19 protein-coding genes and 1 tRNA gene are annotated in these 20932 nt (G+C 60.8%); 11 read left to right on the forward strand and 9 right to left on the reverse strand.

The window, feature by feature from the left end:
• Positions 1 to 3 precede the first annotated feature (3 nt).
• Positions 4 to 1089: an HD domain-containing phosphohydrolase gene (locus tag D4A92_RS08950; protein WP_203019378.1), complete on the forward strand. Its 1086-nt coding sequence runs from the start codon at positions 4 to 6 to the stop codon at positions 1087 to 1089.
• 66 nt (positions 1090 to 1155) lie between these two features.
• Positions 1156 to 2193 carry a dihydroorotase gene (gene pyrC / locus D4A92_RS08955; RefSeq protein WP_203019380.1) on the forward strand — a complete coding sequence of 346 codons (1038 nt, stop codon included), beginning with the start codon at positions 1156 to 1158 and terminating at the stop codon, positions 2191 to 2193.
• A gap of 69 nt (positions 2194 to 2262) precedes the next feature.
• Here pyrC and D4A92_RS08960 read toward each other — a convergent pair whose 3' ends face one another.
• A complete protein-coding gene (locus D4A92_RS08960; RefSeq protein ID WP_203019381.1) occupies positions 2263 to 2418 on the reverse strand; it encodes a DUF3096 domain-containing protein in 156 nt (51 codons plus the stop codon).
• A gap of 130 nt (positions 2419 to 2548) precedes the next feature.
• Between D4A92_RS08960 and D4A92_RS08965 the strand changes: the two genes are divergently transcribed.
• Entirely contained in the window at positions 2549 to 3241 is a 693-nt protein-coding gene (locus D4A92_RS08965; RefSeq protein WP_203019382.1) for an orotate phosphoribosyltransferase, read from the forward strand.
• 77 nt (positions 3242 to 3318) lie between these two features.
• Positions 3319 to 4245, forward strand: a complete 927-nt coding sequence (locus D4A92_RS08970; RefSeq protein ID WP_203019383.1) for a carbohydrate kinase family protein — start codon at positions 3319 to 3321, stop codon at positions 4243 to 4245.
• Between the two features lie 103 nt (positions 4246 to 4348).
• On the opposite strand, the gene D4A92_RS25075 is transcribed toward D4A92_RS08970, so the two are convergent.
• The 4 genes from D4A92_RS25075 to D4A92_RS08990 form a co-directional block, all read right to left on the reverse strand.
• Positions 4349 to 4483, reverse strand: a complete 135-nt coding sequence (locus D4A92_RS25075) for an AbrB/MazE/SpoVT family DNA-binding domain-containing protein (RefSeq protein WP_348649889.1) — start codon at positions 4481 to 4483, stop codon at positions 4349 to 4351.
• 192 nt (positions 4484 to 4675) lie between these two features.
• Positions 4676 to 5533: a hypothetical protein gene (locus tag D4A92_RS08980; protein WP_203019384.1), complete on the reverse strand. Its 858-nt coding sequence runs from the start codon at positions 5531 to 5533 to the stop codon at positions 4676 to 4678.
• Between the two features lie 60 nt (positions 5534 to 5593).
• The gene (pgi, locus tag D4A92_RS08985; RefSeq protein WP_203019385.1) at positions 5594 to 7222 is read right to left on the reverse strand and encodes a glucose-6-phosphate isomerase; all 1629 of its coding nucleotides are present in this window, start codon (positions 7220 to 7222) and stop codon (positions 5594 to 5596) included.
• 102 nt (positions 7223 to 7324) lie between these two features.
• Entirely contained in the window at positions 7325 to 9031 is a 1707-nt protein-coding gene (locus D4A92_RS08990; RefSeq protein WP_203019386.1) for a long-chain fatty acid--CoA ligase, read from the reverse strand.
• Between the two features lie 229 nt (positions 9032 to 9260).
• Here D4A92_RS08990 and D4A92_RS08995 point away from each other — a divergent pair, with 229 nt between their 5' ends.
• The gene (locus D4A92_RS08995; RefSeq protein ID WP_006727971.1) at positions 9261 to 9656 is read left to right on the forward strand and encodes a PRC-barrel domain-containing protein; all 396 of its coding nucleotides are present in this window, start codon (positions 9261 to 9263) and stop codon (positions 9654 to 9656) included.
• A gap of 231 nt (positions 9657 to 9887) precedes the next feature.
• Here D4A92_RS08995 and D4A92_RS09000 read toward each other — a convergent pair.
• The 3 genes from D4A92_RS09000 to D4A92_RS09010 all read right to left on the reverse strand — a co-directional run bounded on the left by D4A92_RS09000 (position 9888) and on the right by D4A92_RS09010 (position 12158).
• Positions 9888 to 9963, reverse strand: a tRNA-Thr gene (locus D4A92_RS09000).
• A 125-nt stretch (positions 9964 to 10088) separates the two neighbouring features.
• Positions 10089 to 11150 carry a DUF1176 domain-containing protein gene (locus D4A92_RS09005; RefSeq protein ID WP_203019387.1) on the reverse strand — a complete coding sequence of 354 codons (1062 nt, stop codon included), beginning with the start codon at positions 11148 to 11150 and terminating at the stop codon, positions 10089 to 10091.
• A 48-nt stretch (positions 11151 to 11198) separates the two neighbouring features.
• Positions 11199 to 12158, reverse strand: coding sequence for an NAD(P)H-dependent flavin oxidoreductase (locus D4A92_RS09010; protein WP_203019388.1), 960 nt, complete (start codon positions 12156 to 12158; stop codon positions 11199 to 11201).
• Between the two features lie 260 nt (positions 12159 to 12418).
• Here D4A92_RS09010 and D4A92_RS09015 point away from each other — a divergent pair, with 260 nt between their 5' ends.
• A complete protein-coding gene (locus tag D4A92_RS09015; RefSeq protein ID WP_203019390.1) occupies positions 12419 to 13600 on the forward strand; it encodes a hypothetical protein in 1182 nt (393 codons plus the stop codon).
• 54 nt (positions 13601 to 13654) lie between these two features.
• On the opposite strand, the gene ppk2 is transcribed toward D4A92_RS09015, so the two are convergent.
• On the reverse strand, positions 13655 to 14536 hold the full coding sequence (gene ppk2 / locus D4A92_RS09020; RefSeq protein WP_203019392.1) for a polyphosphate kinase 2: 882 nt from the start codon (positions 14534 to 14536) through the stop codon (positions 13655 to 13657).
• Positions 14537 to 14740: 204 nt separating this feature from the next.
• On the opposite strand from ppk2, the gene phoR reads away from it, so the two are divergent.
• The 5 genes from phoR (at position 14741) to pstB (ending at position 20929) form a co-directional block, all read left to right on the forward strand.
• The gene (gene phoR, locus D4A92_RS09025; protein WP_246754050.1) at positions 14741 to 15997 is read left to right on the forward strand and encodes a phosphate regulon sensor histidine kinase PhoR; all 1257 of its coding nucleotides are present in this window, start codon (positions 14741 to 14743) and stop codon (positions 15995 to 15997) included.
• A gap of 188 nt (positions 15998 to 16185) precedes the next feature.
• Entirely contained in the window at positions 16186 to 17226 is a 1041-nt protein-coding gene (locus tag D4A92_RS09030; RefSeq protein ID WP_203019394.1) for a substrate-binding domain-containing protein, read from the forward strand.
• Between the two features lie 69 nt (positions 17227 to 17295).
• Positions 17296 to 18756 (forward strand): phosphate ABC transporter permease subunit PstC, encoded by a 1461-nt coding sequence (pstC, locus tag D4A92_RS09035; protein ID WP_203019396.1) that lies wholly within the window; start codon positions 17296 to 17298, stop codon positions 18754 to 18756.
• Positions 18753 to 20108, forward strand: a complete 1356-nt coding sequence (gene pstA, locus D4A92_RS09040) for a phosphate ABC transporter permease PstA (RefSeq protein ID WP_203019398.1) — start codon at positions 18753 to 18755, stop codon at positions 20106 to 20108. The genes pstC and pstA overlap by 4 nt, the downstream gene beginning before the upstream one ends.
• A 35-nt stretch (positions 20109 to 20143) precedes the next feature.
• Entirely contained in the window at positions 20144 to 20929 is a 786-nt protein-coding gene (gene pstB / locus D4A92_RS09045; protein ID WP_246754100.1) for a phosphate ABC transporter ATP-binding protein PstB, read from the forward strand.
• Positions 20930 to 20932: the final 3 nt, after the last annotated feature.

Genomic DNA, 20932 nt, shown 5'->3' on the forward strand with positions numbered 1-20932 from the left:
TTCATGCGTATTTTGTTGGTGGACGACAACAGCACCAATCTGAAGCTCCTGACGAAGCTCGTCGGTAAGCTCGATCACTGCGAAGCCTTGCCTTTTGCGAGCCCCGATTCCGTGCTGTCAGCCCTGCCGGAGCTCGATTTCGACATTGCCATCATCGATTACCAGATGCCGGTCTATAATGGGGTGGAGCTCTATACGGAGATCGTCCGTTTCGAGAAATATGCCAACGTCCCGGTGATCTTCGTCACCGCCGACAAGGACATGACGACCCGCATGGCGGCTCTCAATGCCGGTGCGATCGATTTCCTCACCAAGCCGGTGAACCCGGTCGAGTTTCAGGCGCGTGTACAGAACATCGTCAGCCTCGCCCGTGCCCGGCGCCAACTGGCCGACCAAGCCGAGTGGCTTCGCCGCGAGGTCGAACGTGCCGTGGGCGAACTGCGCGAGCGCGAGCAGGAGATCATCCATCGCCTGACGCTCGCTGCCGAGTACAAGGACCCGGAGACGGCCCGCCACACATTGCGAGTGGCGGCCTATTCGGAAGCGATCGCGATCGAACTGGGTCTGCCGAGCCATGTCTGCCACGACATCCGGCTGGCGGCTCCCATGCACGATATCGGCAAGGTCGCGATGCCCGACACGGTGCTTCTGAAGCAGGGGCGTCTGACGGAAGCCGAATATCGCCAGATGCAGTCGCATGCGGAGATCGGCAGCGACATTCTCGGCCGCTCCCGTTCCTCGCTTCTGCAACTGGCCTCGGAGATTGCCGCCAGCCACCATGAGCGCTGGGACGGTCAGGGTTATCCGAACCGACTCGTGGGGACTGCAATCCCGATCTCCGGGCGCATCGTCTGCGTGGCCGACAACTTCGACGCTTTGACGACGGAACGCCCTTACAAGCCGGCCTGGAGCTTTGAGCGCACGGTCGAGCATATCCTCGGCCGCGCCGGCACCCAGTTCGATCCGGATTGTGTGGCCGCCTTCGAGCGGGCGCTTCCAAGGATCCAGGCAATCATGGAGCAGGATCGCCGCGAGCAGATGGAGGAGGCCGACAAGGCGGTGGCTTCCGCGAACGAACGGGTTGCCTGATCCTTTGATCCGGCGGGATGGACATGCTAAGGGCGGCGAGTTCTCGTCAAGCCGGAGGCTCGCCCCATGTCATCTCTCACCATCCGCCGCCCCGACGATTGGCATCTGCATCTGCGTGACGGCGCCATGCTGGAAGGCGTGATCGGCGACACCAGCCGGCACTTCGCCCGTGCGATCATCATGCCGAATCTCGTGCCGCCGGTGGTGACGACCGATGACGCGCGTGCCTATCGCGAGCGGATCCTGAAGGCGGTGCCTGCGGGCGATCGCTTTGAGCCATTGATGACGCTCTATCTCACGGAACACACCAATCCCGATGACGTGGAGGAGGGCAAGCGCTCCGGCCTGATCACGGCGGTGAAGCTTTACCCGGCCGGTGCCACGACCAATTCCCATGGCGGCGTGCGCGACATGGAAAAGGCGATGCCCGTGCTCGAGCGCATGGCCAAGGTCGGCCTGCCGCTCTGCGTTCATGGCGAAGTGACGACGCCCGAAGTTGACATCTTCGATCGCGAAAAGGTCTTCATCGACACGGTCCTCGATCCGCTACGCAAGCGCCTGCCGGAACTGAAAGTGACCATGGAGCATGTGACGACTGAAGACGGCATCCAGTATATCCGCAGCGCCGATCGCAACCTTGCCGGCTCCATCACCACCCATCACCTGATCATCAACCGCAACGACATTCTCGTCGGCGGCATCCAGCCACATTATTACTGCCTGCCGGTCGCCAAGCGCGAGAACCATCGACAGGCGCTGCGCAAGGCGGCCGTCTCCGGCGATGCCAGGTTCTTCCTCGGTACCGACAGCGCGCCGCATGTCGATCCGTCGAAAGAATGCGCCTGCGGCTGCGCCGGCATCTACACCTCGATCAACACCATGAGCTGCCTTGCCCATGTCTTCGAACAGGAAAACGCACTGGACAAGCTCGAGGCCTTCACCTCGTTGAACGGGCCGGCCTGGTATGGCCTGCCCGCAAACGAAGAGACCATCACCCTCGTCAAGCGCGAGGAGCCGGTCGAGTTCCCGGGCAAGATCTTCACGGGCGCCGGGCCGGTGACGGTCTTCAATCCGAAATTCCCGCTGCACTGGGATGTCGCCTGAACCGAAAAATGCCTCGCTGATAACGCGAGGCATTTTTTTGAAGGCGTGGAGGGGCTGAAACAGCCTGCGTCAGGTTCCGAGCGAGCCGAGCTGCGGCCAGAGGCCAAGCACACCGATCACGATCAGATAGATCGCGACGACATAATTCAGCAGGCGCGGCATGATCAGGATGAGAACGCCGGCGATGAGGGCGACGAGCGGCTGGATGACGAGCATGTTGTCCATGGAGATTTGTCCTTCGTGAATGGTGAGCCGTAAAGATTTGTCGAGGCCGATTGTTCCATGCCACGCCCATCTGGCGGCCGGCGCGGCTTGCTGCTATTGCGCTTCTGACCGTGTTTGACAGGAGCGCCCGATGATCCAGACCCCCTTCACCGAACCCGCCGTGATGGCAGAACTCGTGGCGAAGATGCTCTGGGAGATCAAGGCGGTGCATTTCAATGCGGCCGAGCCCTACAAGCTCTCGTCTGGCATGAGGAGCCCTGTCTATATCGACTGCCGCAAGCTTCTGTCCTATCCGCGCGTCCGCTCCACCGTCATGGATTTCGCGGCCGCGTCCTTGATGCGCAATGCCGGCTTCGAGCAGTTCGACTGCATCGCCGGCGGCGAGACGGCCGGCATTCCCTTTGCAGCCCTGCTTGCCGATCGCTTGGGCCTGCCTATGATCTATGTGCGCAAGGCTCCCAAGGGCCACGGCCGCAATGCCCAGATCGAGGGCAACATGCCGGAAGGGTCGCGCGTCCTCGTCATCGAGGATCTGACGACGGCCGGCGGCAGCATGTTCAAGTTCATCGATGCGATCAGAGCGGCCGGTGGCGTCGTCGATCACGGCATCGCACTGTTCTTCTACGGCATCTTCCCGGAGGCCGAGCAGCGTTTCGACGACGGCAAGGTCAAGCTCCACTACATCGCCACCTGGCGCAATGTCCTGGCCGTCGCCCGCGACCAGAAGCTGTTTGACGAGAAGACCCTGTCGGAAGTCGAGGCCTTCCTCGATGCCCCGCTCGAATGGTCCGGCCGCAATGGCGGGGTTTCGTCGCTCGCCTGAGCAAATGCTCACAGTCGCACTGGAAATACAAGGCGACTTGGTTTAAATCGATTGAAACAGAAAACTGGGAGGTCGAGATGATCCTGTGTTGCGGCGAAGCGCTGATCGACATGTTGCCACGCGAAACCACGCTCGGCGAGCGCGCTTTTGCGCCCTATGCCGGCGGCGCGATCTTCAACACGGCGATCGCCCTCGGTCGGCTGGGCATCGACACCGGCTTCTTCACCGGGCTTTCCGACGACATGCTGGGCGATATTCTGCGCGACACGCTGAAATCCTCCGGCGTCGATTTTAGCTATTGTGCGACGCTCTCGCGCCCCTGCACGATCGCGCTGGTGAAGCTTACCAACGGTCAGGCATCCTACGCCTTCTACGACGAAAACACGGCAGGCCGGATGATATCAGAAGCCGATCTGCCGACGCTCGACGACAGCTGCGAAGCCCTGCATTTCGGCGCGATCAGCCTGATTCCGGAACCCTGCGGCTCGACCTATGAGGCGCTGATGACCCGCGAGCACAAGACCCGCGTCATCTCGCTCGACCCCAATATCCGCCCCGGCTTCATCAAGGACAAGCAGGCTCACCAGGCCCGCATCGCCCGCATGGCCGACATGTCCGACATCCTGAAATTCTCCGACGAAGACCTCGACTGGTTCGATCTGCCGGGCACCCAGGACGAACGCGCCGCCCACTGGCTGACGCGCGGCGCCAAGCTCGTGGTGCTGACCAAGGGGGCTGAAGGCGCCACTGCCTATACCGCGAACTTCAAGGTCTCCGTCCCCTCGAACAAGGTCGAGGTGGTCGACACCGTCGGCGCTGGAGATACGTTCGACGCGGGCATTCTGGCATCGCTCAAGCGCCAGGGTCTGCTGACCAAGGACAAGGTTGCGACGTTGTCGGAAGACGCCGTGCGCGAGGCGCTGACGGTTGGGGCGAAGGCTGCGGCGGTGACGGTGTCGCGGGCCGGGGCCAACCCGCCGACGGCGGCTGAGATTGGGTTCTGAGGCATCGGAAGTGGTAGTCGATAAGTTCGTCTCGACGAACTTATCGACTACTCGCCTCGTTCCGATCAAACCTGAAGTCGGCCGACCGCCGACCACGGAAGGCTCACAGGCGCTGAAGAAGGTCTTGCCGCGCGGGCTTACGTGCAACATCGAGCGCGCGCCAGTCTGCAGCGCGAATTTCGATGTCATCACCTTCCTTCAGGTTCAGCGCTTCGACCACGTTGGCGGGAAGGCGCACTGCAAGGCTATTGCCCCATTTCGCGATCTACATGGGAATCCCAAGGATATACGACTGCGGAAAAGTATATCTACTCGGCCTGCCAAGCAAGCGCACGGCCTTGCTGTGAGCCTCTCGGAAGAGGCTGTGCGATAGGCGCTAACGGTTTGCGCGAAGTCGGCGGTAGAAGCGTTTCTGGAGCTTGCCATCCCTTTAGGGATTCAAATCTGGATCAATTCCCACTGGGACATCAAGGCTTGGAAAACTTCCGAGTTCTTTAGGTTGCGCGTACGCCCAAGCTTTGAAGAAATGTGCAGGCTCCCCGCAGCCCCGACATTTGATTTTGAATTGCTGAATGCCGTCTCGTTCGTGATGACCGTTGGCGACGCCGCAAAACTTGCACTCAAACCGATGCCACGACGGGACAACGACTACTTCGCCATCTTGAATATCTGCAACCACATAAACCCGCGAGCACATCGCACAGACGATGCGGCTTTCCATCTTCATATTTTCAGCGCGTCGACGTAGTCGGAAACCGCACTCGCAAGGGATTGTAGAAAAGTTGCCGGATACAAAATTCCAACGCTCCTGAGAGAGAACAAAGGTCAGGTCCTCGACGATCGCGTCGCACATCTCGCGAATATCTGCGGGTGTGCGCTTCGACTGCCTTATCTTCGCGACTGTTGGGACATGCACAACGCTTGAGAGGCGATTATACTTTTCACTGAGCCAACGATAGCCGAGCCGTTGGTCTGTGCCGACGTCGTAAGTTGAACCGTCAGTATTCTCGAACTGAAGCTCTAGCGGCTTATCGGCGTCCGGGTCGAGGCTGCGGAGAACGCGCATCACAACATGCGGTTGCCACGTTTCGAGGTCGGATGCAGATACCTCAGGACGGTAGGTACACAGGAGGCTGTATGCATAAGCCTCGATGGCTCTTCGAAGTTCAAGTGAATAATAGACGGCGCTTGCTTCGCCTCCATTCTGAGCGAGATTTTTAGCCAGTGATAGGTGATACGCCGCAAGCTTTCTGTACTCCCAAGCATCAACTGTGTTCTGATCGCTCACAATTTACCCATTGCCAAACTTGCCCCCCGCATAGTCGCATATAATTCCCTTCCAGGGTATTCAAACCTGCCGCCGCTCCGCCAGCGCCGAGACCAGCCCGACCGTCGAGCTGTCATGCCCGGTCGCCGCGACTTTGCCCTGGACCACCGGCAGAAGTCCTGTCGCGAGTTCCTTTCCGAGCTCCACACCCCACTGGTCGAACGAATTGATCCTGAAGACGACGCCTTCGACGAAGACGCGGTGCTCGTAGAGCGCGATCAGGCGGCCGAGCGTATAGGGGGTCAACTGCTCGTAGACGATAGTGATCGACGGGCGGTTGCCGGAGAAGACGCGGTGCGGGGCGAGGAAGTCGGCTTCTTCGCCGGCAACACCCTTGGCGGTCAACTGGCTCTTGGCTTCAGTCAGTGTCCGGCCCTTCATCAGCGCCTCCGACTGGGCGAGGCAATTGGCGATCAGCAATTCGTGCTGGTGGCGGAGTTCCGGCTCGAAACCGTTGGCGGCGATCAGGAACTCGACTGGGATGACGCTCGTGCCCTGGTGGATGAGCTGGTAGAAGGCGTGCTGGCCATTGGTGCCGGGCTCACCCCAGACGACGGGACCCGACGCACCGTGGACTGGCTTGCCATCGATCGTCACGCTCTTGCCGTTCGATTCCATGTCGAGCTGCTGCAGATAGGCCGGAAAACGCGACAGACGCTGGTCATAGGGCAGGATTGCGCGCGTCTGGTAGCCGAGAACATTGCGGTGATAGACGCCAAGTGCCCCGAGCAGCATCGGCAGGTTCTGCCGGAAGGGCGCTTTGCGGAAATGCTCGTCCATCGCATGGCCGCCAGCGAGGAAATCGCCGAAGTGGTCGGGCCCGATCGCGATCATCAGCGGCAGGCCGATCGCCGACCAGATCGAATAACGACCGCCGACCCAGTCCCAGAAACCGAAGACGCGTGACGCATCGATGCCGAAGGCCGCGACCTTGTCGAGCGCGGTGGAGACGGCGCAGAAGTGGTGGCCGACGGCCGCTTCGCCTATCGCATTGGCAATGAAGGCGCGCGCCGTCTGGGCGTTGGTCATCGTCTCGATGGTTGTGAAGGTCTTCGAGGCGACGATGAAAAGCGTGGTCTCGGGTGCAAGCGCCTTCAGCGTATCGGCGATATGGGCGCCGTCGATGTTGGAAACGAAATGCAGCCGCGGGCCGTCATGGAAGGGCGAGAGCGCAAGCGTCGCCATGACAGGGCCGAGATCCGAGCCGCCAATGCCGATATTGACGACGTCAGTGATCGGCTTGCCGGTGGCACCCTTCAACTCGCCGGAGCGGATGCCATCGGCAAATTTGCCCATGGCCTCGAGAACGCCGTTGACGTCAGGCATGACATCGCGCCCATCGACCATGACGGGACGGTTCGAGCGGTTGCGAAGCGCGGTATGGAGAACGGCGCGGCCTTCGGTGAAGTTGATCGGTGCGCCCGAGAACATCTCGTCGCGCTTTTCGGCGACCCCGGCCGTCACCAACAGCTGCTCGAGCTGTTCGAGCACGTCGTCATTCACGGCGCATTTGGAATAATCCATCAACAGATCGTCGAGCGAAGCGGAAAACCGGCTGAAGCGCTGCGGATCTGCGGCAAAGGCGGCGCGCAGGTCTTCGGCATGGGTGGCGGCGACCGTGCTCGTCAGCGTGTCGATGATGGATTGCATCGGAATGTCCCTGGTTCGACGATGATGCCGGGGACCTTATTAGTGAGTTGAGACGGGATCAAGACGAAGGGGAGGCTAGAGCCTCCCCAAATTTAAATCGATTTATTTTCCGTCGCGCAGCTCTCGCCGCAGGATCTTGCCGACATTGGTTTTCGGCAGTTCGGTGCGGAATTCAATGTAGCGCGGCCGCTTGTAGTTGGTGAGGTTGGCAGCGCAATGCGCCTTCAGCTCGTCGACGGTGAGGTTCTCGTCCTTCTTGACGACAAAGAGCTTCACTGCCTCGCCCGAATGCTCGTCTGGCACGCCGACGGCGGCGCATTCGAGCACACCCGCATGCATGACGGCCACTTCCTCGATCTCGTTCGGATAGACGTTGAAGCCGGAGACCAGGATCATGTCCTTCTTGCGGTCGACGATCTTCACATAGCCGCGTTCATCCATGAGGCCCATATCGCCGGAGCGGAAGAAGCCGTCATCGCTCATCACCTTGGCGGTTTCTTCCGGACGCTGCCAATAGCCGGCCATGACCTGTGGGCCGCGGATGCAGATTTCGCCGACTTCGCCGATCGCCATCGTGGCGCCGTCCTCATCACGGATCTCGATGTCGGTAGAAGGCAACGGCAGGCCGATCATGCCGGTGAATTCGCGCGCATCCAGGCGGTTAACGGTCGCAACCGGCGATGTCTCGGAGAGGCCATAGCCTTCGGTAATCGGACGCCCCGTCATCTCCAGCCAGCGTTCGGCCACCGGCCGCTGGATCGCCATGCCGCCGCCGAGCACGAGCATCAGCGAGGAGAAGTCGATCTTCTTGAATTCGGGGTTGTTCATCATCGCGTTGAACAGCGTGTTGAGGCCCGGGAAGACATGCGCCTTGAAGCTCTGCAGCTCCTTGATGAAGGCCGGGATGTCGCGCGGATTGGCGATCAGCAGGTTGTGGCCGCCAAGCGCCACGCCCATCAGCGAATTCACCGTCAGCGCGAAAATATGGTAGAGCGGCAGCGCGCAGACGAAGTTCAGCACGTCGGGGCGGTTCTGCCCGGCAAAGGCGGCTTCCAGCCAGAGCGCGATCTGCTGTTTGTTGGCGAGCAGGTTGGCATGGGTGAGCGTCGCGCCCTTGGACACACCAGTGGTGCCCCCCGTATACTGAAGGAAGGCGACATCGCTCGACACCACGTCGACAGGCTTCAGCGCAAGCTTCTCGCCTTCGGCCAGCATCGCCTTGAAGCCTTTGTGTCCCGGGATCGACCAGGCCGGCACCAGCTTCTTCACCTTGCGAACGACGAGATTGACGATATGGCCCTTCAATCCCAACATGTCGCCCATGGTGCAGACCACGACATGCTTGACGTCGGTACGCGCCACCACCTGCTCGACCGTATGGGCGAAATTCTCAAGCACGACGATCGCCTTGGCGCCCGAATCCTTGAGCTGGTGCTCCAGTTCACGCGGCGTATAGAGCGGGTTGACGTTCACGACCGTCATGCCGGCGCGCAGGATACCGTAGACGGTAACCGGATTCTGCAGGATGTTCGGCGTCATGACGGCAACGCGGTCGCCCTTCACTAGGCCCTTCGACTGCAGCCAGGCCCCAACCTTGCGGGACTGCTGTTCCAGTTCGCGGAAGGTCATGCCGCGGCCCATGCTGGAGAAGGCCAGGCGATCGGCAAATTTCGCGCAGCTCGCTTCGAAAAGCGCCCCGAGCGAAGAATGCGCATGCGGTGCGATCTCGGCCGGAACCGATGCCGGATAGGAGTTGACCCAGATTTTTTCTGCGGCGCGGCCGCTGAGGCGGCTCAGGGTTTCCGTCATGTAATCCTCCCGAAAATCATTGGTCTGCCAGGCACGCCCTTTCAGGACTGGTTCCTCCTCAGGTCCCGAAAGCTTATGCTTTCACACCGGCAGTGCAAGTGTGGGAAGGCTATATAACCTTGACGTAAACGTCAACATTGCGTCGCTCGGCTTTGCAGGTCGTTTGTGAGGAACCATGCGCTGGGGCGCCCGTTACCTCTGCATGCACAACCAAGAAGGAGGACTTCCCATGTTGCACGAAAACCGTAACACCGCCGCCAGCCAGGATCCTTACGTCAAGGACACCCCGAGCCTGATCGCCAGCGACAAGGTCGAAGGCACAGCCGTCTATGGCCGCGATGGCGACCGCATCGGCTCCATCCAGCGCGTCATTCTGGAAAAGAAGGGTGGCCGTGTCGCCTACGCCGTTCTGGGCTTTGGCGGCTTCTGGGGTATCGGCGACGATTACTACCCGCTCCCCTGGGAAAAGCTGACCTATGACGAGAGCCTTGACGGCTATCGCATCGACCTGACCAAGGAGCAAGTCGAGGGTGCCCCGCGCGCCACTGACGACAGCGACGACTGGTATCGAAACAATGGCCGCTCGGTCTATGACTACTATGGCGTTCCGCCATACTGGATCTGATCGGACGATCACCACTATGCCGTGGAAGGGCCTCGCTTGTCGGGGCCCTTTTGCCGTTCAGATCGATGGAATTGGGTAAAGTGGACGGCAGCGTAATCGCGCTGCAGCAGGAGAGACGTCAATCAACCCGCCCGAGCCCGTACTAAAGTTTACGGCACTCGCGCCCTACGGCGCTCATGGCACAGAATGACTGAGTGGGAAAGGGACGGGCCCTCGAATTTTCTTGGAAAATGGTGCCGCTTGCAGGACTCGAACCTGCGACCCCATCATTACGAATGATGTGCTCTACCACCTGAGCTAAAGCGGCCAGCGCTGGAGCGTGAAAAAGCCCGTCGCGTTTGGTGAGGGGCTGATACAGGGATTGCCCGCTGATTTCAAGACGCATTTCGGCGGCGGCGGAAAAATTCCGCAGCCGCCGCGCTGGCTTTCCGTTTACCGCAACGGCCAGGTCTTCGGCCAGTTTGCAATATCGATGGTCTCGTTCTCGTCGATTTCTGAGGGGCAATCCCGGAATGCCTCCTCGACGAGCACGAGTTGCGGGCCAATTGCGCCCTCGGCGAGCTTCCATTCGTTGAAGGTTCCGCAATCGCCCACGCCGCGTCCCTTGAAGAAGGCAGAGAAGGTCTTTGCTTCGTAATCATAGCTGAGATTGAAGGCGCTGGTTGTCGCACTCGGTGCGCCCTCCTGCATCGTCGGGAAAGGCAGTGTCGATACCGTGCCATAGACGTCCACGAAGACGGCATAGGGAAAGTTGTAGGCCCCGCCCATGCCGCAGGGCGTCATGTATAGCGTTTGCTCCTCGGCCAGCTTATGGGCAAGCGCGTTACCCTCGAGCATGGTTTCTTCCGTTTCCGCACATTCGCCGCCATCGGCGAAGCGGGCCCGGACCGTCTCGGGGAAGTCGGAGAAGCGGCGGATGTCCGAGACTGGCGGCGGCGGATTGGGGGCCTTGTCGCCCTTCGCGCTCATGGCATCGACGTGACCGACACGTTTCTGGAATTCGTCGATGAACAGCAGGCTTGCGGCAGCGCCGGCCAGCGGGATCTCGCCTTCCGCGGTCATTTGACCGCGGGAGATGGTGATCTTCGCCGTTGTGCCATTCTTCAGGCTGTCGATCAGGCCGTTGCCGATGAAGTCGCCGGACAGCGAGAGAGCGGCGGCATTTGCGTCGATCGCGATTTCGCTGTCCTTGAAGGTCGCCGGCGCACCACCGTCGATCGAAATCGCAACGGTCAGTTCACCCTCGCCCTCAAGAAGAGAATACTCGGACGGCGAGATCAAAAGCGCGACGGGCGCTTCCGGCAAGCCACTGCGCTGCAGCTCCAAGCCCGAGATGGGGTTGTCGGAGATGAACTGGCGCATGCTGCAGGACAGTGTCTGCGAGCAGCTCACCTGCCAGGATTTGAACTCCTTATAGGCGCCGTCGGCAGCGTTGACGGCAAAGGAGCTGCCGGCCAGAGCGGCAAGCGTAAGGCTCAAGGTGGATAGACGCATGTGGGGTCCCCGCAAATCAGTGTTGCGGGGACGCTATCAGTGCCGGTCTCAGCCGCAAATCGCCTTTTTTGCGCCTATATATTCGCGTTCCAACCGGTCGACCACGGCCGCGACCGGCTCGACGGCCTTCACCGCCCCGATGCCCTGGCCGCAGCCCCAGATATCCTTCCAGGCCTTGGCCCCGGTGGTCGCCTTGTCGAAGTCCATCTTCGAGGGATCGGCGACCGGCAGGTTGTCCGGATCCATGCCAGCAGCAACGATCGACGGTTTCAGATAATTGCCGTGAATGCCGGTGAAATAGTTGGAATAGACAATGTCGTTGGCATGGGCATCGACGATCGCCTGCTTGTATTCGGCGGATGCACGCGCTTCTTCGGTCGCGATGAAGGGGGAGCCAATATAGGCCATGTCGGCGCCCATCGCCTGGGCAGCAAGCACAGCACCGCCATTGGCGATCGCCCCGGCAAGCAAAAGCGGCCCGTCAAACCATTCCCGGATTTCCTGGACGAGGGCAAAAGGCGAGAGTGTGCCGGCATGGCCGCCCGCTCCGGTCGCCACAGCGATCAGGCCGTCGGCGCCCTTGCGGATCGCCGAATTGGCATGGCGGTTGTTGATCACGTCATGCAGGACGATTCCGCCATAGGAATGCACGGCGGCATTGACCTCCGGCACGGCGCCGAGCGAGGAAATGACGATAGGCACCTTGTATTTGACGCACATCATCAGGTCGTGCTCGAGCCGCTTATTCGACATGTGCACGATCTGGTTCACCGCGAATGGGGCGGCAGGACGGTCCGAGTTCTGCGCGTTGTGAGCGGCGAGATCCTCGGTGATTTCGGCCAGCCATTCGTCGAGTTGCGCCTCCGGCCGGGCATTCAGCGCCGGAAACGAACCGACGATTCCCGCCTTGCACTGGGCGAGCGTCAGTTTTGGATGCGATATGATGAAGAGCGGCGAGGCGACGACGGGGAGCCTCAGATTGTCTTTCAGGATCGGCGGCAGGGCCATCACTTCACCTCCCATGAAGTTTACGTTTACGCAAACGTCAAATAGCAGAACATGGACGGCGAGGAAAGCCGGTCCTATGCTCGACGGTCATGCAGACGTCGGATCCCCGAAATGCTGACATTGCCTACGCAGCCTCATTCCTGTGTTTATTCGGCGCCATACGGGTTTTCCGGGCTTGTGCTTGAAATATCCAGAGTTTACCGAATCGAAACTATGATTGCGATGTGGCTGGGGCGATCCCCGAAGGAGTATGGCGGCCAATGAGTGGATTGGAAACGGCCATCAGGAACGCCCTGGAGCGCGCCGACCGTTCGAATGCGGAGGCCCGTGCCCGGGTCTATCAGTCTGCCCGCCAGGCGCTCGAAACGGGTCTGCGCAAGCAGAACATCGACGACCCCGAATCCATAAACTATCAGCGCCGCCGCCTGGAGGCGCTCATCCATTCCATCGAGCTCGAAGAGCGCGCCCGTCTGGAAGTGCGTCCCGAACCCTCGGTGCCTCAGCCGGCCGCACCGGTGGCGGGGCCGTCACAGCGGGCTGCCGAGCCGCCGGCACCAACGCCGCCCGATCGGCGAACCGGTCGTGTCGAGCCCGGCTTCGCCGCGGGTGATCCGCCAGTCGGCGCCCAGACAGGCTACCGCGAGCCTTCTTTCGACGAAGAGCCCGACATTGCGGCGAGGGCGTCCGTTGACGCGCATGCCGATGATGAAGGGCCAATGCCGGACATGCGGTCCGAGCGTCCCCTGCAGGCACCACGCCGGCGCCGCGGGATTGTGGCTCGACTGACCATCGTGTCGATTTTCTTGGCGACGCTCGGGATCGGCGCATGGTGGATCTACTCCTCCGGGCTGCTGCTCACGGAGGCCGAGCGCGACACCTCGGTGCCCAATCCGCCGCCGCGCGCCGAAGCGGAAGACTTTACCGGAGCGGCAGAGGAGGCAGCCCCGGCCGGATCCGCAGGACCGCAGGCGCTCGATGCGCGCGGTGGCTTCTCGGATGACTGGGTCGAGGTCTTTGCCCCACAGCAGGTCTCGGCGCTTCGTCCCCGCGCCAACGCGCTCGTCGACATCGTCACGGCCAGCGACGGCAGTGCCGCGCAGATCGTCTCGCGCAGCGGTGACGAGGCTGGCGTGATCGAAGTGACGGTCCCGACAGAGGTCTTGCGTGAAATGGCAGGCCGCACCTCCACGATTGCGCTCACCGTGCAGTCGATGGATGACGAGCCGGTCCAGATCTCCGTCGAATGTGATTTCCCGCGCATGGGCGACTGTCCGCGCCACCGCTTCACTGTCAACCCGCAAAAGCTCGATGCGCTGTTCCGCGTCTCTTTCGATAACGGCATGGCGCCGTCCACCCCGGGCCGCCTCCTGATCAATGCAGATCTCGCAGGCACCGGACGCGGCGTGAACCTTTACGCGATCCGCGTGCTGCCCGGCCAGTGACGGTCGCGTAAGCATGATGGGGGGGGGCGACGGCCACTCCCCCCAAAAAGAAAGTCACTTCAGGAAGTCGGGGCCGCTGCCGATGATCTTCTTGTCGAGCTTGCCGATCTTCTCGATGTCCTTGCCCTCGTAGTCGAGCGACAGCAGCATGTGGCGGATCAGGTTTAACCGCGCGCGACGTTTGTCATTGGCGTGCAAAACCGTCCACGGGGCGCGCTCGGTGTGGGTTTCCTTCAGCATCCGATCGCGCTTTTTCGTGTAGTCGTCCCACTTGTTTAGGGCCGCGATATCCATCGGTGAGAGCTTCCAGCACTTCAAGGGATCGTGGCGACGGTCATGGAAGCGCTTGAGCTGCATTTCCTGGCCTGTATCGAGCCAGAATTTGAAGAAGCGAATTCCTTCCCGGTCGATCAGCTTCTCGAAGCGCGGTGCCTGCTCGAGAAAACTCTCGTACTGGTCGGGCGTGCAGAAGCCCATGACCGGCTCGACGCCGGCGCGGTTGTACCAGGAGCGGTCGAACAGAACGAATTCGCCTGCTGTCGGAAAGTGCGAGACGTAGCGCTGGAAATACCATTGCCCGCGCTCGGTTTCCGTCGGCTTGGTCAAGGCGACCACGCGGGCGGAGCGGGGGTTCATGTACGAAAGCGTCGCATGAATGGCGCCGCCCTTGCCGGCCGCATCCCGGCCTTCGAACAAGGCCATCACGCGTTCGCCCGTCTTCTGCATCCAGAACTGCACCTTCACCAGCTCTATTTGCAACTGGGTGAGTTCTTTCACATAGTCCTTCTCAGAAAGCTTCTTGTCATAGGGAAAGCCACCGGACTTGAGCGCCTTGTCTTCGATCCAGTCCGGCAGATCCGGCAGATCGATGTCGAAGACCTGCTGGGTTCCTCCGACCGAGAGGGTGACTGCCCTGCTTTCGGTTTGCGCGTCCATCCTCGGCTCCCTGTGCCTTGTAAACTTCTGATGGTCTTAATTGAGCCCAAGCCGAAATGAAGTTCAAGCATCTCGGTTCCATCTGGAGGCGCATCGATCGATCCACCGGGGAAAGGCCCGACCTGCGATGGCACAGCGGTGTAACTTCTGTCATGAATCAGGACTATCAGACTTGGACAACGACGAGGCGGAGAACGCGCGCGCATGCAGGACGATAGGGGTGGCGGTTGGCGCAAGGATCTCCGACAGCTTCTGTCGGCCTGGGTTTACATTCTGGCAGCCGCACTCCTTGCCGTGAGCGCCTGGGCAACGGGCGCTGCCACTGGCTATGCGATCACCCTGTTCGTGCTGCTCTTTCTGCTTGTCGTATTCCGGCAGCTGCCGGAGGAAGACACGCCAACCGCGCCAACACCGGCCGTGACAGTCCCCGATCCGCCGACCGATCCGCTTCCTCTCATCCTGGCATCGCTCGACGGCCTTGATATGCCGATTTTCGTCCTCAGCCCTGAGGCCGAGTTGATTGCCCAGAACCAGGCGGCGCATAAGGTGTTCGGCGAGCTCGTCGTCGGCCTGCATGTCTCGACGCGCTGGCGCTCCCCCGGGATTCTCGACATGATCCGCGAGACGACCGAAACCTCTCAGCCCAACCAGATCGAGCATTCCGAGCGTCACCCCTCCGAGCGGGTCTATGTGGTGCGGGTCGCGCCGATCGACGCCGACGAGGCGGCTGGCGTTTCCTATTTCCTTCTGTCGTTCAAGGATATCTCGGAGCTACGTCGGCTCGATCGCATGCGCAGCGACTTCGTTGCCAATGCCAGTCACGAATTGCGCACGCCGCTTGCATCGCTGCGCGGCTTTATAGAGACCATGCAGGGACCGGCCCGCGACGATGCCAAGGCCAAGGATCGGTTTCTCGCCATCATGCTTGATCAGGCAAACCGCATGAGCCGCCTGGTGGATGATCTCCTGTCCCTTTCGCGGCTGGAGCTGAAGGCCCATGTGGCGCCGGACCAGAGCGTGGAGCTCGCGCCGATCCTCGGTCATGTCAGGGACAGTCTCGCTCCACTGGCCGCCGAACTTGGTGTTGAGATCCGGCTCGATCTGCCCAAGGAGAAGATCGAGGTCCTGGGTGAGCGCGACGAACTCGTCCAAGTCTTTGAGAACCTGATCGAAAACGCCTGCAAATACGGTCAGGATGGAGGAGTGGTGGAAGTTGCGCTGCGCCGGGACCCTGGCGGTGCGACGGAAGTCAGCGTGCGCGACCACGGTCCTGGCATTCCGGCAGAACATGTGCCGCGCCTGACCGAGCGATTTTACCGAGTCAATGTCGAGGATAGCCGGTCGAAAAAAGGGACCGGTCTCGGTCTTGCGATCGTCAAGCATATCCTCACCCGCCACCGTGCGCGTCTGATTGTCAGGTCCGAGCTTGGCCAGGGCAGCGTCTTCACCGTTCGCTTTTGACATAAAGCGATATGTCTGCGTGTTGATGTATGACTAAGATGTTGTAATTAAACATCTATTTTTGTCACAAATGTTTCATCGAACTGACATAAAAGCAAGGGCGAAGAGCCGCTAAGAACGCAGTCGCCGCTGCTTGGGAGACGCTGCAACGGCCGCAAAGACACACAAGCCCTTTTCGGGAGATGATCATGAACGCTCTGAAACTTTCCGCAGCTGCCTTGGCGGCCACCGTGGCCTTCGCCGGCGCTGCTGTAGCCCGCGACCAGATCCAGATTGCTGGTTCTTCCACTGTCCTGCCCTACGCATCCATCGTTGCCGAAGCCTTCGGCGAAAACACCGATTTCGCCACCCCGGTTGTTGAGTCCGGCGGCTCTGGCGCCGGCCGCAAGAAGCTCTGCGAAGGCGTGGGTGAGAACACCATCGACATCGCAAACTCTTCTTCGCGCATCAGCAAGTCCGATATCGAGCTCTGCAAGACCAATGGCGTGAACGACATCCAGGAAGTTCGCATCGGTTACGACGGCATCGTGTTCGCTTCGGACATCAACGGTCCTGAATACGCCTTCACCCCGGCCGACTGGCACAACGCTCTTGCTGCCCAGGTCGTTAAGGATGGCCAGCTGGTTGCCAATCCTTACAAGGCTTGGAACGAAATTCGCTCTGACCTGCCGGCTCAGCCGATCCTCGCCTTCATCCCGGGCACCAAGCACGGCACCCGCGAAGTCTTCGATGTGAAGGTCATTGAAGCTGGCTGCGAAGAAAACGGCACGCTCGAAGCCCTGATCGCTGCTGCTGGCGGCGACAAGGATGCTGGCAAGAAGGGCTGCATGGCTCTGCGCACCGACGGCACCTCCGTTGACATCGACGGCGACTACACCGAGACGCTCGCTCGCGTCGACGCCAACAAGAACGGCATCGGCGTCTTCGGCCTTTCCTTCTACCAGAACAACACCGACAAGCTGCGCGTAGCCACCATGGGCGGTATTGTTCCTTCGGTTGAGACCATCGCCAAGGGCGAGTACCCGGTTTCGCGTCCGCTCTACTTCTACGTCAAGAACGCCCACCTCGACGTCATCCCGGGTCTCCAGGAATACGTAGAGTTCTTCGTTTCTGACGAAATGGCCGGCCCGGATGGCCCGCTGGCGGCCTACGGCCTCGTTTCCGACCCGGAACTGGCCCAGACGCAGGAAGCCGTCAAGGCCCGCACGCCGATGGCACCGCTGAACTAATCTGATGCATCGGCCGGCGGCGCATGATGTGCCGCCGGCCTTTTTTGTTTGGCAGGGGACTATTGTCATATGAGTGGCGGCATCATCGTTCTCATTCTTGCGGTGCTCGCGTTGATCGGCTTCGTCCTCGGCAAACGCCGTGCACGCTCTCTCGCCGACAGCAGTGGTACCAAACTTCATTCTCTCTCAGGCTATTACGGTCAGACGGTGGCCCTGTTCACCGCGGTCCCTGCCTTCCTGCTGATGCTGGCATGGCTTTTCGTGCAGCCGATCATTGTCGAAGGTCGCGCCGACGCTTTGATCCCGGATAATGTGATCCCGCAGGGCGGCGCACGCAGCCTTGTACTGTCGGATGTACGGCGCATCGCCGGCGGCCTCGACGCGATGATTGCCAATCAGGATGCAAGCGCAAGCGCCCTTGTCGATGGTCAAATCGACGTCTCGACCGTGCGAGCACGGCTTGCCGAAGTCGGTGTCGCGCTGGCAGGCGACGTGCCGGTTGAAGTTTTCGAAGCCGCAAAGGTGTATCGCGAGGCAGCGCGTACCGGTTCGATGATCATGACGTTTGCCGTGCTCGCACTGGCGCTAGGTCTTGGGCTCTGGTCTCTGAGCCGGATCCGCCCGGACATGCGGGCTCGCAATGTCAGCGAGACCTTCGTCACTGCCCTATTGATCGGCTCCTCGACGATCGCCATTCTAACGACGGTCGGTATCGTTGGTTCGTTGGTCTTCGAGACCATCAACTTCTTCAAGATGTATCCGGCCTCGGAATTCTTCTTCTCAACGGTCTGGAACCCGCAGTTTCGCGGTGGCTCGGAGCTCGGCATTCTGCCGCTTCTCTGGGGCACCATGTATGTGTCCTTCGTCGCGCTGCTTGTCGCCGTCCCCATCGGCCTTTTGATCGCAATCTATCTGTCCGAATATGCCAGCCCGACGCTGCGTGGCTTTGCCAAGCCAGCGATTGAGGTCCTGGCCGGCATTCCGACGATCGTCTACGGTCTCTTTGCCCTTGTGACGGTCGGGCCTCTGATCCGCGACTGGCTCGCCCAGCCCCTCGGGCTCGGCACATCGTCCTCGTCGGTGCTGACGGCGGGTCTCGTGATGGGCATCATGATCATCCCGTTCGTCAGCTCGCTGTCCGATGACATTATCAACGCCGTACCGCAGACATTGCGCGACGGTTCCTATGGCCTGGGTGCCACGCAATCGGAAACGATCAAGCGCGTCATCCTTCCGGCAGCCCTCCCGGGTGTCATGGGCGCCATCCTTCTCGCGGCAAGCCGCGCGATCGGTGAAACCATGATCGTCGTGCTCGGCGCCGGTGCCGCGGCAAAGCTCGACCTCAACCCCTTCGAGGCCATGACGACCGTCACGGTCAAGATCGTCAGCCAGCTGACGGGTGACACCGAATTCGCAAGCCCCGAGACCCTTGTCGCCTTCGCGCTCGGTCTCACGCTTTTTGTCATCACGCTTTGCCTCAACATCGTGGCCCTCTACATCGTGCGCAAGTACCGGGAGCAGTACGAATGACCGACATCACCGCTTTCGAGGCCGCCTCCAAGGCCGCTGAGACTAAGTCGATCCTCACGTCCGATGCTCGCACGCGCAGCCGTAATGCAGCCGAAGCCCGCTTCCGGATGATGGGACTGATCGCCGTCATCATCGGTGTTTTGGCACTAGTCGGTCTGCTCGCCTCAATCCTGTCGAATGGCCTGTCGTCCTTCCGCCAGACTTACATCTCGCTCGACGTCAATCTTGATGCAGCAAAGCTGGACAAGTCCGGTAACCGCGATCGCGCAGAGATTTCCAAGGTCTCGACCTTCGGCTACGTGCCGCTGATCGAAGCGGCCCTGGCGCAAGCCATGCAGGAAAAAGGCATTGCAGCGGAAGGCTTGAACGCCAAAGCCGCAGCGGAACTGATCTCGAAAGAGGCGCCGGCGAGCCTGCGCAACTATGTGCTGGCAAATCCCGAGGTCATCGGCACGACGGTAACATTCGACCTTCTGGCCTCTGGTCGCGTCGACGGCTATTACAAAGGCCGGGTGACCATGGAGAGCGCGGCGCTCGACCGGAACACCTCGCCCGAGCAGCTGCGTCTGGCAGACGCGCTGAAGGACGCAGGCGTGTTGACGACCCGGTTCAACTGGAACTTCTTCACCGCGCCCGACGCCTCCGATACCCGGCCCGAAGCCTCCGGCCTTGGCGTTGCCATCCTGGGCTCTGCCTACATGATGCTGATCGTTCTGTGCCTGTCGCTGCCGCTCGGGGTCGCTGCCTCGATCTATCTGGAAGAGTTCGCGCCGCAGAACTGGTTCACCGACCTGATTGAAGTCAACATCGCCAACCTTGCGGCTGTTCCTTCGATCGTCTTCGGTATCCTCGGTCTCGCCGTGTTCATCAACTATGCTGGATTGCCGCAGTCGGCACCGGTGGTCGGTGGTCTTGTTCTGACGCTGATGACACTGCCCACGATCATTATCGCGACCCGTGCCGCCCTCAAGGCCGTACCGCCCTCGATCCGCGACGCAGCTCTCGGCGTCGGCGCATCGAAGATGCAGTCGATCTTTCACCACGTCCTGCCGCTTGCTATGCCAGGTATCTTGACCGGTACGATCATTGGTTTGGCCCAGGCGCTCGGGGAGACAGCGCCACTGCTTCTCATCGGCATGGTGGCTTTCGTTCGCGAATATCCTGGCGCTCCACCGGAAGGCTTCTTCGATCCGGCATCGGCCCTGCCGGTCCAGGTCTACAACTGGACCCAGCGCGGTGACCCAGCCTTCGTCGAGCGTGCATCCGGTGCCATCATCGTGCTCCTGGTGTTTCTGATCCTTATGAACCTGATCGCAATCATTCTTCGCCGCCGCTTCGAGCGTCGCTGGTAAGGAGTTCCAAGATGATGAACAATCTCGCGACCAAGATGACCACGACGAAAGCTCCGACAATGACTGAAGCCAAGATCACCGCCCGCAACGTGCAGGTCTTCTACGGTGACAAGCACGCCCTCAAGGATGTCGACATCGACATCCGCCCCCGTTCCGTGACGGCTTTTATCGGTCCGTCGGGTTGCGGCAAATCGACCTTCCTGCGCTGCATCAACCGTATGAACGATACGATCGCGAGCTGCCGTGTCGAGGGAAGCATCCTGATCGATGCCGAAAACATCTACGACACCAAGGTTGACCCGGTGCAGCTCCGCGCCAAGGTGGGCATGGTCTTCCAGAAGCCGAACCCCTTCCCGAAGTCGATCTACGAAAACGTGGCTTACGGTCCTCGCATCCATGGTCTCGCCCGTAACAAGGCGGAGTTGGACGAGATCGTTGCGACCGCGCTGCAGAAGGCCGGCCTCTGGAACGAGGTCAAGGACCGTCTTGATGCCGCCGGTACAGGTCTTTCCGGTGGTCAGCAGCAGCGTCTGTGCATCGCGCGTGCCGTCGCCGTCAGCCCGGAAGTCATCCTGATGGACGAGCCCTGCTCGGCGCTCGACCCGATCGCCACCGCCAAGGTGGAAGAACTGATCCATGAACTGCGCGAGAATTTCACCATCGTCATCGTGACGCACTCGATGCAGCAGGCGGCCCGCGTTTCCCAGCGCACCGCCATGTTCCACCTCGGCAATCTGGTCGAGGAGAACGACACCGACAAGATGTTCACCAATCCGGATGACCAGCGCACCCAGGACTACATCATGGGCCGCTTCGGCTGAGCC

Source organism: Rhizobium rosettiformans (assembly GCF_016806065.1).
In the GTDB taxonomy this organism is placed as follows: domain Bacteria; phylum Pseudomonadota; class Alphaproteobacteria; order Rhizobiales; family Rhizobiaceae; genus Allorhizobium.